The sequence below is a fragment of the Umezawaea sp. Da 62-37 genome (genome assembly GCF_032460545.1).
Lineage (GTDB): Bacteria > Actinomycetota > Actinomycetes > Mycobacteriales > Pseudonocardiaceae > Umezawaea.
The window spans coordinates 8,876,366-8,889,984 of record NZ_CP135965.1 but is presented as its reverse complement, the minus strand read 5'-3'; the positions used below and the strand labels follow the sequence as shown (position 1 = coordinate 8,889,984).

Here is a 13,619-nt window from a genome sequence, read left to right as displayed (position 1 = left end):
GGACCAATTTCTTGGCGCCGATCTTCTATTCTCACCCCTTTGTCAAATCGACTTCGGAATTCATTGTCGACGTCGTGGCGCGCGCACGCGGAACGCCCCGGCGGGCACCGGGGCGCGGAGGTACGGACGGGGTCAGTTCTCGGGGATCGGGCAGGACCCGGTGACCGAGCCGATGCTGTTGACCTCCGCGTTGCTGCGGCGGTCGCCCGCGTAGTCGATCTGGTCCGTGCACTTCACACCCGCGGTGTACGGGCGGGGCACGGGGCAGGTGCCGGTGGCGAAGCCGATGCTGTTGATCTCGGCGTCGCTGCGGTGGTCGCCCGCGTAGTCGGTCTGGACGGTGCACTTGACGTTCGAGAACCCGTTGCCCGCGGTCGGGGAGGCGGTGGCCGAGCCGGACACCGCGAAGACGGTCCCCGCGCCCGCGGCGCACAACGCCGTCACGACCAGTGCACGTCGCATGTTCATGCACCCCCTGTACCTCCGCCCGGCCACCGGTAAACGCACTGACCAATCGGGACACACCGGAGTGGTCGCGGACGCACGGGAACAACCCTCCACCCCACCGGCCGCGGACCGGGACCGTCAACCCCCGTTGGTCGCGAACACAGAACGTGAAAGCGCTGTCTTGGATGGCCGTTCCCCTTCACCCCAATGGATGCGACTACCGAATTGGTATGGACATCCAGGGTCTGGAGGGTGTCGACACGGCGTCAGTTCATGAAGTTGGGCCTCACGGCGGCGGCCACTCCCCTGCTCCCGCCCGGCTTCGCGGAAGCGTCGCCCCGGATCGGCGCGGCGGCCGGGATCCAGCCATTCGCGTCCTACTGGCACCCGAACACCCTGCTGGCCTGGGACCCGGCCACGGATCCCGACGCCAGGTTCAACCGGTCCACCGTGCCGCTCGCCCCGCAGGTGGTGCCCGCGCGTCCCGCCAACGCCCACGCCCGCCCCGGCGAGGCGAAGGTGCAGTCGCTGGTCGCGTACGCGCCGACCAGCGCGAACCCCGCACAGGGCGCGCCGGACATGAACTACTACGCCACGAACTACTGGCAGTACATGGACACCCTGGTGTTCTGGGGCGGCTCGGCGTCCGAGGGGCTGATCCTGGCGCCGAACCCCACGGTCACCGACGCCGCGCACCGCAACGGCGTGCGGGTGATCGGCAACGTGTTCCTCCCACCGACCGCGTACGGCGGCCGGATCCAGTGGGTGCGCGACTTCGCGCAGCGCAGCGGGGACCGGTTCCCGGTGGCGGACAAGATGATCGAGGTCGCCCGGCACCACGGGTTCGACGGGTGGTTCGTCAACCAGGAGACCGCGGGCGGGGACGCCGCGCTGGCCTCGGACATGCGCGACCTCGTGGCGCAGCTGGAGGCCAGCGGCCTGCACATCATCTGGTACGACGCCATGACCCGCACCGGCAGCGTCAGCTGGCAGAACGCCCTGACCGCGAGCAACCAGATGTTCATCCAGGACGGCGCGACGCGCGTCAGCGACGACATGTTCCTCAACTTCTGGTGGAGCGGCACGGGTCTGGCGGACTCCGCCGCGCTCGCGCGCTCCCTGGGCCGCGACCCGTACGAGCTGTACTCCGGGGTCGACGTCGAGTCCAGCGGCTACAACACCTCCGTCGGCTGGTCGTCGGTGTTCCCGGAGAACCAGCCGCACGTCACCTCGCTCGGCTTCTACCGTCCGGAGTGGACGTTCAAGAGCTCAGCGGGCCCCGCCGACTTCTACGCGCGCGACAACAGGTTCTGGGTCGGCCCCAACGGCGACCCGGCGGACACCGCGTCCACGGCGAGCTGGAAGGGCGTCGCGCACTACGTCACCGAGCTGTCGCCGATCACCTCGCTGCCGTTCGTGACGAACTTCAACACCGGCCACGGGAAGCTGTTCGCGGTCGACGGGCAGACCCTGAACACGGGGCCGTGGAACAACCTGAGCCTCCAGGACGTGCTGCCGACGTGGCGCTGGAGCGTGCGGTCGACCGGCACGAAGGTGGTGCCGAGCCTGGACTGGGACACGGTGTGGGACGGCGGGACGTCGCTCAGGATCACCGGAACCCCCAGCGAGGACAACGACATCCGGCTGTTCGCCACCGGCCTGGCGCTCGACGGCGGCGCGAGCTTCGAGCTGGTGCACAACACCGGCGCCGTGGGCCCGTCCCGCCTGCTGGTGGGCCTCCAGTTCGCCGACGCGCCGGACACGACGGAGTTCCTGGACGTCGGCGACTCCGAGGGTGGCTGGCAACGCGCGACGTTCGCGCTCGACGCCCACGCGGGTCGTGAGCTGGTCGGGATCTCCCTGCGGGTCACGGCGGGAGGCCCGTTCACCGGCTACGTCGGCAGGCTGGGCGTGCACGGCACCGGCGCACCGGCTGAAGTCGCCGCGCCCGGCCAGGTCACCGCGGAGCAGGTGGCCCAGACCGGCCCGGCCACGGCCGCGCTCCGCCTCAGCTGGGTGAAGTCGGCCGACGCGGTCCGCCAGTACCGGGTGTTCAAGCGGAACGCCGACGGGACGCGCGCGTTCCTCGGCGGCACCCCGAACGACGCCTACTTCGTGCCCGCCGTGGCCAAGGCGGCGGACGAGGCGGTGACGCTGGAAGTGATCGCGGTCACCGACGCGTTCGCGGTGTCACCGGCGAGTGAGGTCGTGGTCCCGTAACCGTCGCGGCGCGGTGAGGGATTCGGCGGCCGCTTGAGCGGCACGATCAGCGGCGTCCCGGTCTCCGGGTCCAGCTCCGCGGTCACCAGGACGCCGATGGCGACCGGCAGCCCCACCGCGCGACGTGGCTGGTGCTGCCACGTGGTCGAGTCTGCACCGCCGCGTCCCCTGTGTCGAAGCCGACCCTCTGGCCATCCGTCGGACTACGTAGCCTTGCCTACCGTTACGTCCGCTGTCCGACTGCATGAGGTGGGTTAGTGCGCGCCGGAGATCCGACGGGTCGCGATGTCCTGAAGTCAGCCGTCAAGGGCCAGTGGCGCAACGTGACGGCGGCGTCGATAGCCGGTGCGGGCCACCAGGCGGGTGAGGCGCTGGTACCGGTGATCATCGGTGTGGTGATCGACCGCGCGGTGTCGACCGGCGTGACGGCGGAACTGCTGTGGTGGCTGGTCGCGCTCGGCGTGGTGTTCGCGGTGCTGTCGTTCAGCTTCCGGATCGGCCTCCACACCGGTGAGCTGGCGTCCGAGCGGATCGCGCACGCGCTGCGGGTCCAGGTGACCACCCGCGTGCTCGACCACCGCGGCGGCGCCGCGACCGGCAGGCTCGCGGGCGAACTGGTCACCATCGCGACCAGCGACGCGACGCGGGTCGGCCACGTGGGCCGCGCGCTGCCCACGGCGGTCGCGGCGGGCACGGGCCTGCTGGTCGGCGCGGTCGCGCTGCTGCGGGTGTCCGTGGTGCTCGGGCTCGTGGTGCTGATCGCCACACCGCTGCTGCTCGGGCTCGCGCACGTGCTCGGCAAGCCGCTGGAGCGGCGCAGCGAGGCCGAGCAGGAGCGGGCCGAGCACGCGTCCGGCATCGCCGCCGACCTGGTCGCGGGACTGCGGTCGCTCAAGGGTTTCGGCGCCGAGCGCGCGGCCGTCGACCGGTACCGCGGCACCAGCCAGGGCTCGATGCTCGCGGCCGTCCGATCGGCACGGGCGCAGGCGTGGCTCGACGGGTCGATGCTCGCGGTGACCGGGCTGCTGCTGGCGCTGATCGCGCTGGTCGGCGGCACGCTCGCGGCCGACGGGTCGATCACGGTCGGCGAACTGGTCGCCGCCGTCGGGCTGGCGCAGTTCCTGCTGTGGCCGCTGAACGTGATCTCGTGGGTCAACGGCGCGTTCGCGATGGGCCGCGCGTCGGCCGCGCGGATCGCCGAGGTGCTGAACGCCCCCGCCGACCTGGCCGCGGGCACCGACGCCGTGTCGACGCCGGTCGCGGGCGCGGTCCGGCTGCGCGGGCTGACGCACGGCACGCTGCGCGGGCTCGACCTCGACGTGGCGGCGGGCGAACTGCTCGGCGTCGTGGCGGCGGATCCGGCGGACGCGACCGCGTTGTTGCGCTGCCTGGCGCGCGAGGTCGATCCGTCGTCGGGTTCGGTGGAGCTGGACGGCGTCCCACTGTCCACACTGGACCCCAGCGGTGTGCGGGCCGCGATCCTGGTGGCCGCGCACGAGGCGGACCTGTTCTCCGACAGCGTGGTGGACAACATCCGCGCGGTGTCGGCCCGGCCCGAGGAGGTCGAGCGGGCCATGACGGCCGCCGCGGTGCACGACGTCGTCGAGGCGCTGCCGCAGGGAGCGGACACCGTCGTCGCCGAGCGCGGCCGGTCGCTCTCCGGTGGGCAGCGCCAACGGGTCGCGCTGGCCCGCGCGCTGGCCGCCGCACCGCCGGTGCTGGTGGTGCACGACCCCACGACGGCGATCGACGCGGTGACGGAAATGACCCTGGCACAGGGTATCCGCGAGATGCGGCGGGGCAGGACGACGATCGTGGTGACCACCAGCCCGGCGCTGCTGGCCACGGCCGACCGGATCGTGGTGCTGACCGGTGGCGTGCTGACCGCCGAGGGCTCGCACGCCGACCTCGTGCGCGACGACGACTACCGGGCGACGGTGCTGGCATGAGCGAACTCCTCCCCACCGCGGGCCCGGCCCAGACCTGGGCGGCGGTGCGGAAGCTGCTGCGGCCACGGCGAGGGCTGGCCGTGGCGACGATCGCCGTGCTGCTCACGGGCACCGCCGTCGGACTGGCCACCGCTCCCCTGCTCGGCGACATCGTCGACCTCGTGGTGACCAGGCAGCCGTCGACCGCGATCACCCGGCCGGTCGTGCTGCTCGCGCTCGTCGCGGTGGCGCAGGGGATCGCCACCGCTATCGGCGCGGCGCTGATCTCCCGGCTGGGCGAGGGAATGCTGGCGGAACTGCGCGAGCGGTTCATCGACCGCGCGCTGAACCTGCCGTTGGAGCAGGTCGAGCGGGCCGGGTCGGGCGACCTGACCGCGCGGGTCACCGGTGACGTCACCAAGATCGCCGAAGCGGTGCGGCAGGCGTTGCCGCTGCTGGCCCGGTCGTCGCTGACCATCGTGCTGACGCTGGGCGCGCTGGCCGTGCTCGACTGGCGGTTCGCGCTCGCGGTGCTCGCCGCCGCGCCCGTGCAGATCCTGACCGTGCGGTGGTACGGGCGCAACGCGAAGACCATGTACGGCGCCGAACGCGTCGCGATCGGGGCGCAGCAACAACAGCTGCTGGAGACCATCGGCGGTTCGTCGACCGTGCGGGCGTTCGGCCTGACCGACGAGCACGTGCGCCGGGTCACCTACCGGTCGACCACGGCCGTGGGCTTGACGATGCGGTGCATCCGGCTGCTCGGCGGGTTCTTCAGCAGGCTCAACCTGGCCGAGTACGTCGGCCTGAGCGCGTTGCTGATCACCGGGTTCTTCCTGGTGGGCAACGGGACCGCGACCATCGGCACGGCCACCGCCGCCGCGCTGTACTTCCACAGCCTGTTCAACCCGATCAACGCGGCCCTGTCGCTGGCCGACGACGCCCAGTCCGCCGCCGCCAGCCTCGCCCGGCTGGTCGGTGTCGCGGACCGCCCCGCCACCCCCGAGGACACCGGCGAGGTCCCCTCCGACACCACCGTCGAGGTCGCCGGCCTCGGCCACGCCTACGAGACCGGCCACGACGTGCTGACCGACATCGAACTCCACCTGGCCCCCGGCGAACGGGTGGCGCTGGTCGGCGCGTCCGGCGCGGGCAAGACCACGCTGGCCAAGCTCATCGCGGGCGTGCACCGGCCCAGTCGCGGCACGATCACGTTCGGCGGCACCGACATCGACGACCTCGGCCCCGCCACCACCCGGCGGACCATCGCGCTCATCACCCAGGAGGTCCACGTCTTCGCGGGCACCCTCGCCGACGACCTCCGACTCGCCAAGCCGACCGCCACCGGCCACGACCTGCACGCCGCCCTGGACCGCGTCGGCGCCCTGCCGTGGGCCCGCGCACTGCCCGACGGCCTGGAAACCGTGGTCGGCGAAGGCGGCCACCGCCTCACCACCGCCCAGGCCCAACAACTGGCCCTCGCCAGGCTGGTGCTGGCCGACCCGCCGATCGCCGTGCTCGACGAGGCCACCGCAGACGCCGGCAGCGCGGGCGCCCGCGTCCTGGAGGCCGCCGCCACGGCTGCCCTCACCGGCCGCAGCGGCCTCCTCGTCGCCCACCGCCTCACCCAGGCCGCCAACGCCGACCGCGTCGTCGTCCTCGACCACGGCCGCGTCGTGGAAACCGGCACGCACGCCGAACTCGTGGCGGCAGGCGGCCGTTACGCCGAACTGTGGGCAGCGTGGTCCGACCAGCGCTAGGCGCTATCGTCGCGCCGGTCCGGTAACGACGAGGTTGGGCGGGCACGTGACCGCAGTCCCCACGGAAACCACGATCCGCCAGGTCCTGCGGCGGGCCTGCCCCGACGTCCGCGTCGACGCGCTGCGCACGCTCGACGCGGGCTACACGAGCAAGCAGTGGGTCGCCGACACCGACCAGGGCCGCCTGCTGGTCAAGGTGCCCCAGCGCAACCGCGACCCCGACCACTTCCGCCGCCTGGTCGCCGGCACGCGGATCGCCGCCGACCACGGCATCCCCGTGGTGCGGCACCGGGAACTGGTGCTCCACGATCCCGACGTGGACGGTCCCGTGCTCGTCCAGGAGTTCCAGGAGGGCGACGCCGCCGGGGACGTGTGGGAGACGCTCGACGAGGAGCAGCGGAAAGCGCTCTGCCGCGACCTCGGCGACGTCGTCGGCCGGGTGCACGCCATCCGGGGCTCCCGATTCGGCGACGTCCTGGACAGCGGCGGGGTGGAAACGCTGCGGGAGTCCGTCCTGGCTGAGGTGCAGTCACTGCTCGACCAGACCGGCGCCCTCGACGACACCGTTCGGACCGCCGTCATGGCGGCGGTGGAGCGACTGGACTCCTCCGCGAGCGCCCCGTCACTGGTCCACGGAGACCTGTGGCTGCCCAACTTCCTGGTGACCGACGGCCGGATCACCTGCGTCCTCGACTTCGAACACGCCGAGTACAACGACCGCTTCCGCGACTTCGGCAAGCTCGACGAACACGTCTTCGACGGCTTCCCCGCCGGTCGCGAGGTGTTCCTGGACTCCTACGCCACCGCGTGCCCGCTACCGGACGACTGGGAACAACGCGTCGACCTCGCCCACGTGCTGCACGCGCTGAACATGCACGTCTACTTCCAGCGCTGGACCCCCCAATGGGCACCGCAGTACGCCCAGCAGGTCAAGGAGTGGCTCACCCGGAACTCATGAAGACCAGGTGGCTCCGACGCAGCCGCCGCCTTGTCGGGCAACGCCCGATGCCCTACCGACGCGCAGCGAGGTGCCTGGTCGGGCACAGCCCGACACAAGCGAAGCCAGACCTCCCCCTGCCCCCGATACACAGCGCCCTCCTGCCACACCCCTGTTTGTCAAGGCATCTTTCCCGCCTTGACAAACAGGGGTGTGGCATTGAGACAATCGCGCCACGGGGGCCGGGCTTTGCCAGCCCCCCACGCACCCAACCCGGCGACAACTCAGCCGATCACCACACACTTCACGGAAACCGCAAGACTTCCCCCGCACCACAACGACATCCGAGCACAGACGAGCGACTCACACAGGCGAACAGGCCGATACCCCGCCTGCATGCTCAAGCAGACCCGCCGTTCACCCCCGATGCTCGCGAGCGACCGGAATCGAGGTGTCGTACAGGTCCCGGCCGGGCAACCAGCCGTTCGGGATGTCGGTCGCACGCCACGACAGCACCCGCAGTTCCACGGCCGCGACCGGCGTTCCCAGGAACGGTTCGACCTGCGGCACCTTCGCCAGCAACACCCGGCGGACCTCGTCTGCTTCGGCATCCTCGACAATCCGCGCAGTGGCCTGCGCCTGGAGGAACGGCTCAGTGGGCGAGCCGGTCGAGATGATCACCGACACGACCGGGTTGTCGCGAATCGCGGCGAGCGAACGGCCGCGCTGTTCGAGCACCAGGGAGAGGGTGAAGAGGCCGGTTTCGGCGAAGTACGCGCCGTTGACCCACGGCCCGGCACTGCCGGACGTCGCCAGGAAGAAGGACTGGTGCACGGCGAGGGTGTCGCGCACCACGGCCTCGACCTCGGAGGTCGTCTCTACGATCGTCATGCGGCGAAGGTAGGGAATGACGGGGAGGGTTCCGGCGGATCGGGCGGTTGGGTACCCGGTCGAGGGAAGGAATGTGCTCGAACGAGGGTCTCTGGGTCTGGGTGGTGGAGGTGTCGCATCCGCCGTACTCCGGGTGCGGCCGGCTTGACTTGGGGCCCCTTTTTTGTGCCTTGTCGGCGTAAAGGGCAGGTGGTAGAGATGCCCGCCGACCAATTATAGGCCCAAAAACCCCAAGTCAAGCCAGCTACACAAGCGGACGAGCGTGCTCGCTGGGCGTGTGGTTGGGGGCTTTGCTCGGTAAGTCATGGTTGTGGACCGCTCCCGAACTACGCCACGGACTCGCGCAGGCTCTTGAGGCGTAGGTCGGTCCAGCGGGGTTCGACCTAGGCGAAGCAGGTTTCGCGGATGCCTTCGCCGAAGACTGGGTGCCAGCGCACGGCGCACGGCGGCGGGCACGGACATGCTGGAGTTCTCGTCGAGGTACCGCACAAGCGGAACCGGGCAACTGACCCCGAACGGGCCAAGCCCCTAGTGCGAGGCGGGAGCGCTTGCGGCGTACTCGGGCTGCACCAGGATGCGTGGCGGCCGGTCGTCCACGACCGACTCCAGGATTTCCCCGACGCGCACCGCGAGGTTCGACAGCAGTGACGACGTGATGCCGTGCGAGTGCTCGGTCCCACCCTGGAGGTAGATCCCGCCGCGCACCTGCCCGTCGGTGTCCAGCCGGTAGTCGCGGCCGACGCGCAGCCGCGCCTGTTCGTCGCGGCGGCAGTGCGGGGCGATCTCGCCGAGCATCGCGGTCGGGTCGGACTCGCGGTACCCGGTGGCGTAGACGACGGCGTCGGCCTCCAGCACGGTGTGCTCGCCGGTCGTGAGCGACTCGACGGTCACCCGCACGCCTTCCGGGGTCTCGACGACCTCGGCCGGGCGCGACACGTTGACCAGGCGCAGCCGTTGCGTGCCCAGCACCTTCTCCTTGTACACCCGGCGGTACAGCTCGGCGATGAGGTCGTTGTCGACCACCGCGTAGTTCGTGTTGCCGTGGTAGGCCATCAGCCTGCGCTTCACGTCTTCGGGCGCGAGGTAGAACTCGTCCACCGCGGCCGGGTCGAAGATGCGGTTGGCGAACGAGCTGTCGTCGGCGGGGCTGTAGCCGTAGCGGGAGAACACCGCGCAGACCTCGGCCTTGGGGAAGTGCTCGTGCAGGTAGGCCGCGACCTCGGCGCCGCTCTGGCCCGCGCCGACCACGACGAACCGGCGCGGCGCGTCGGCGTCGAGTTCGCGGACGTGGTGCAGGAAGTCGCGGTTGTGCCAGATGCGCTCGGAGGACGTGATGCCCTCGGGGAGGTTGGCCTGCAAACCCGTGGCCAGCACCAGGTTGCGGGCGCGGCGGACCTCGACGTCGCCCCGCGCGTCGCGCGCGCTGACGTCGAAGTGGGTGATCACGCCGTCGTCCCGCACGGGCTCGATCGAGATGACCTCGTGGTCGTAGGACACCACGTCGTCGACCTTGGCCGCGGCCCACTCGAAGTAGTCGTGGAACTCGACCCGCAGCGGGTACAGGTTCTTGTGGTTGATGAAGTCCACCAACCGGTCCCGGTCGTGCAGGTAGGACAGGAAGCTGAACCCGCTGTTGGGGTTCCGCATCGTCACGAGGTCCTTGAGGAACGAGACCTGCATGGTGGCGTCGTCCAGGAGCATGCCGCGGTGCCACCCGAAGGACTGCTGGCGCTCGAAGAAGTGCGCCGTCACCACGTCGTCGGCACCCGCGATGGCGTTGTGCTCGTCCACTGCGATCGCCAGCGCCAGGTTGGCGGGTCCGAACCCCACCCCGACGAGGTCGTGGACCGGAACGTCACCATCGGTTCGTGCCTGTGGCATAGCAGTCCCATCACGCGGCAGGAGGAAGGTCGACTAAAGTTAGCCTAACTTAACTTAGGCAAACTCGGTCAGCTAGCTCCTCGACGTGATCTCCACCGCTGATGAACCTAACCTGCCCTTACCAGGAGACGGAAGCCCCAACCCACCAGCCCCTTGCACGGACACCCCGACTGCACCACTCGGCCCACTGCGACCACCCGGACGGCCCAGGAACACCGGCGCGAAGCGGAAAGCCGCCGGGAGGAGGTCCTCCCGGCGGCTTTCCGACGTGCTCGCGCCTACTGCTCGCGCGTGCTCTTGATCGTGTCGCGGTACCACTCCGCGGAGCGCTTGAGCGTGCGCACCTGGGTGTCGTAGTCGACCCGGACGATGCCGAACCGCTTGTCGTAGCCGTAGGCCCACTCGAAGTTGTCCATGAGCGACCAGGCGAAGTACCCGCGCACGTCGGCGCCCTGCGCCACGGCGCTCCCGACCGCGGCGATGTGGTCGCTGATGTAGGAGAGCCGGTCGTCGTCCTCGACCAGGCCGTTCTCGTCGGCCTCGTCGTCGAAGGCGGCGCCGTTCTCGGTGATCACCATCGGCAGGCCGGGGTAGTCCTTGCTGATGCGCACCAGCAGGTCGGTGAAGCCCTGCGGCACGATCTCCCAGTCCATGGCCGTGACCGGCAGGTTCTGCGACACCGCGACGGGCTCATGCGGCTCCGCGCCGCCCTCGAAAACGTGCGAGGAGTAGTAGTTCACGCCGAGCACGTCCAGCGGCGTGGAGATGATCTCCAGGTCGCCCGGCTCGATCGGCAGCACCGCGCCGCGGGCCTCCAGGTCGGCCACGACGTCCTCGGGGTAGTGCCCCTTGACCAGCGGGTCGAGGTAGATGCGGGTGCCGAGGCCGTCCGCGCGGCGGGCCGCGTCGACGTCCTCCGGGCGGTCGGACGCGGGCTTCGCGCTGCCCATGTTGAGCGTGATGCCCAACTCGATCGGCTCCGCGGCCGCAGAGCGCAAGGCCTGGCCCGCGAGGCCGTGCCCCAGCAGCAGGTGGTGCACGGCGCGCATCGACGCGCCGAAGTTCTGGATGCCGGGCGCGTGCTTGCCCTGGTCGTAGCCGAGCATCGCCGAGCACCACGGCTCGTTCAACGTGGTCCAGGTGTTCACCCGGTCGCCGAGGCCCTCGTGGACCAGGCCCGCGTACTCCGCGAAGCGGTAGGCGGTGTCGCGCTCCGGCCAGCCGCCCGCGTCCTCCAGCTCCTGCGGGAGGTCCCAGTGGTAGAGCGTGACCCAAGGCTTGACGCCCTTGTCCAGCAGCTCGTCGACGAGCCGGGAGTAGAAGTCGAGGCCCTTGGCGTTGACCGGTCCGCGGCCGCCCGGCTGCACGCGGGGCCACGAGATGGAGAACCGGTAGGAGTCGACGCCGAGACCGGCGATCAGCTCCACGTCCTGCGGCATGCGGTGGTAGTGGTCGCAGGCCACGTCGCCGTTTTCCTGGCGGATCACCGCTCCCGGCACGCGGCAGAACGTGTCCCAAATGGACGGAGTGCGGCCGTCCTCGGCCACGGCACCCTCGATCTGGTAGGCAGAGGTAGCCACTCCCCAGAGGAAGTTCGCCGGCAGCTCGGCGGTCGCTTCGGTGGCTCGTTGCCCGACAATCGTCATGTCGCTCCTACTCCTGGGTGTCCCGATGGGGAAGGTGTGTTCAGCCAGCAGGCGACGCTGCGGCTGCTGTCTCCGTTGGTGCCCGAGAGCTTTTCGAGGACCGGGATCTCCCGCTCGCACGTGTCGAAGGCACTGGGGCACCTGGGGTGGAAGGGACAGCCGGACGGCACCGTCCGCATGTCCGGCGGCGAACCGGGGATGCCGGTGAGCGGGCGGCGCGGGCCGTGCAGGGCGGGGAACGAGCCCAGCAGGCCCTTGCTGTAGGGGTGGGCCGACGCGCGGTACATGTCCTCGGACGCGGCCTGCTCGACGATGCGCCCGGCGTACATGATGGCGATGCGGTCGGAGAACTCCACGAGCAGCGAGATGTCGTGGGTGATGAAGAGGACGGAGAAGCCCAGCTCCTCGCGCAGCCGCATCATCTGCTCCAGGATCTGCCGCTGCATCACCACGTCCAGCGCGGTGGTCGGCTCGTCCATGATGATGATCTCGGGGTCCAGCGCGAGCGCCATCGCGATCATCACGCGCTGGCGCATGCCGCCGGAGAGCTGGTGCGGGTAGGCGCCGAGCCGGTCGGCGGAGATGCCGACCAGGCGGAGCAGTTCCGCGCTGCGCTTGGACCGCTGGCCCCGGCTCATGTCGGGGCGGTGCGCGCGGTAGATGTCGTCGAGCTGCGAGGCCACCGTGGAGACGGGGTTGAGCGAGTTCATCGCGCCCTGGAACACGATCGCGATGTCGTTCCAGCGGAACGACCGCAGCTGCTTGGGCGTGAGCCCCAGCACGTCCACGGGTTCCTTGTCGCGGCCGTGGTGCAGGACCTCGCCGCCGGTGATGAGCCCCGGCGGCGGGAGCAGCCGGGTCATCGCGTAGGCCAGCGTGGACTTGCCGCTGCCGCTCTCCCCCGCGAGGCCGAGGACCTCGCCGCGGTTGAGCACCAGGTTGACCGAGCTGACGGCGTGCACTGCGCCCTCGCCCTGCCCGTAGTCGACCGACAGGTCGCGGATCTCCAACACGGGGGTCACGACCGCCCGCCTTCCTGCCTCAGCACCGGTGTGAACCCGACGCGCATCTTGACCTTGCCGCCGATCGACGTCCGGAGACGGGGGTTCATGTACTCGTCGATCCCGAAGTTGATCAGCGCGAGAGCGGTGCCCAGCAACGCGATGCACAGGCCCGCGGGGATGAACCACCACCACGCGCCCTGGGCGAGCGCCTGCGCGTTCTGCGCCCAGAACAGGATGGTGCCCCAGTTCCAGTTGGACACGCTCGCGACGCCGATGAACGACAGCGTGATCACCGACAGCACCGCGAAGATCACCGTGCCGACGAAGCTGGACGCGATGATCGCGGTCAGGTTCGGCATGACCTCGAACACGATCAGCCGCCACGTGCGCTCACCGGTGGCCCGCGCCGCCTCGACGTAATCGCGCTGGCGCAACGACAGCGTCTGCGCGCGCAGGATCCGCGCGCCCCACGCCCAGCCGGTCGCGCTGATCACGAACGCGATCAGGAAGTCACCGGCGTCGGGGAGGAACGACGTCACGATGATGATCAGCGGCAGGGCCGGGACGACCAGGAAGATGTTGCTCAGCGCGGAGAGGAACTCGTCCGCCACGCCGCCGAGGAACCCCGCGGTGACACCGATCAGCACCGACAGGACCGTCGCGATGGCACCCGCGACGAGCCCGACGATCAGCACGCCCCTGGTGCCGACCATGACCTGGGAGAAGATGTCCTGCCCCGTCTGGGTCGTGCCGAACCAGTGCGCGCCCGTCGGCGGTTGCATGATGTCACTGCTCATCGCCGACGGGTCGTACGGCGCCAGCCAGGAGCCCACGATCGCGATCAGGACGAAGAAGCCCATGATGACCAGTCCGGCCATCGTCTTGCCGTTCAAGGCGGACTTCAT

The 13,619-nt window shown here is 70.4% G+C and carries 10 protein-coding genes; 4 read left to right on the top strand and 6 right to left on the bottom strand.

Annotated features, from left to right (window positions below):
• Positions 1–132: 132 nt before the first annotated feature.
• Positions 133–468: a hypothetical protein gene (locus RM788_RS40435; RefSeq protein WP_315925193.1), complete on the bottom strand. Its 336-nt coding sequence runs from the start codon at positions 466–468 to the stop codon at positions 133–135.
• Positions 469–699: 231 nt separating this feature from the next.
• On the opposite strand from RM788_RS40435, the gene RM788_RS40430 reads away from it, so the two are divergent.
• The 4 genes from RM788_RS40430 to RM788_RS40415 all read left to right on the top strand — a co-directional run bounded on the left by RM788_RS40430 (position 700) and on the right by RM788_RS40415 (position 7,313).
• Positions 700–2,667 (top strand): endo-beta-N-acetylglucosaminidase, encoded by a 1,968-nt coding sequence (locus RM788_RS40430; RefSeq protein ID WP_315925191.1) that lies wholly within the window; start codon positions 700–702, stop codon positions 2,665–2,667.
• A gap of 257 nt (positions 2,668–2,924) precedes the next feature.
• Positions 2,925–4,616, top strand: a complete 1,692-nt coding sequence (locus RM788_RS40425; protein WP_315925189.1) for an ABC transporter ATP-binding protein — start codon at positions 2,925–2,927, stop codon at positions 4,614–4,616.
• Entirely contained in the window at positions 4,613–6,355 is a 1,743-nt protein-coding gene (locus RM788_RS40420; protein WP_315925187.1) for an ABC transporter ATP-binding protein, read from the top strand. Before RM788_RS40425 ends, RM788_RS40420 begins: the two co-directional genes overlap by 4 nt.
• Before the next feature lie 46 nt (positions 6,356–6,401).
• The gene (locus tag RM788_RS40415) at positions 6,402–7,313 is read left to right on the top strand and encodes a phosphotransferase family protein (protein ID WP_315925185.1); all 912 of its coding nucleotides are present in this window, start codon (positions 6,402–6,404) and stop codon (positions 7,311–7,313) included.
• Positions 7,314–7,709: 396 nt separating this feature from the next.
• Here the strand turns inward: RM788_RS40415 and RM788_RS40410 are convergent, their stop codons facing one another.
• From RM788_RS40410 to RM788_RS40390, 5 genes are all read right to left on the bottom strand, one after another.
• Positions 7,710–8,183: a pyridoxamine 5'-phosphate oxidase family protein gene (locus tag RM788_RS40410; RefSeq protein ID WP_315925183.1), complete on the bottom strand. Its 474-nt coding sequence runs from the start codon at positions 8,181–8,183 to the stop codon at positions 7,710–7,712.
• Positions 8,184–8,711: 528 nt separating this feature from the next.
• Complete coding sequence (locus tag RM788_RS40405; RefSeq protein ID WP_315925181.1) at positions 8,712–10,064, bottom strand: lysine N(6)-hydroxylase/L-ornithine N(5)-oxygenase family protein; 1,353 nt, start codon at positions 10,062–10,064, stop codon at positions 8,712–8,714.
• A gap of 278 nt (positions 10,065–10,342) precedes the next feature.
• A complete protein-coding gene (locus RM788_RS40400; protein WP_315925179.1) occupies positions 10,343–11,710 on the bottom strand; it encodes a GH1 family beta-glucosidase in 1,368 nt (455 codons plus the stop codon).
• On the bottom strand, positions 11,707–12,732 hold the full coding sequence (locus RM788_RS40395; protein WP_315925177.1) for an ABC transporter ATP-binding protein: 1,026 nt from the start codon (positions 12,730–12,732) through the stop codon (positions 11,707–11,709). The genes RM788_RS40400 and RM788_RS40395 overlap by 4 nt, the downstream gene beginning before the upstream one ends.
• On the bottom strand, positions 12,729–13,619 hold the full coding sequence (locus RM788_RS40390) for an ABC transporter permease (RefSeq protein WP_315925175.1): 891 nt from the start codon (positions 13,617–13,619) through the stop codon (positions 12,729–12,731). The genes RM788_RS40395 and RM788_RS40390 overlap by 4 nt, the downstream gene beginning before the upstream one ends.

What these genes read in the sequence shown, in the direction of transcription:
- RM788_RS40420 (WP_315925187.1), top strand. Translation starts at nt 4,613, where the DNA reads ATGAGCGAACTCCTCCCCACCGCGGGCCCGGCCCAGACCTGGGCGGCG.
- RM788_RS40435 (WP_315925193.1), bottom strand. Translation starts at nt 468, where the DNA reads ATGAACATGCGACGTGCACTGGTCGTGACGGCGTTGTGCGCCGCGGGC.
- RM788_RS40390 (WP_315925175.1), bottom strand. Translation starts at nt 13,619, where the DNA reads ATGAAGTCCGCCTTGAACGGCAAGACGATGGCCGGACTGGTCATCATG.
- RM788_RS40405 (WP_315925181.1), bottom strand. Translation starts at nt 10,064, where the DNA reads ATGCCACAGGCACGAACCGATGGTGACGTTCCGGTCCACGACCTCGTC.
- RM788_RS40400 (WP_315925179.1), bottom strand. Translation starts at nt 11,710, where the DNA reads ATGACGATTGTCGGGCAACGAGCCACCGAAGCGACCGCCGAGCTGCCG.
- RM788_RS40410 (WP_315925183.1), bottom strand. Translation starts at nt 8,183, where the DNA reads ATGACGATCGTAGAGACGACCTCCGAGGTCGAGGCCGTGGTGCGCGAC.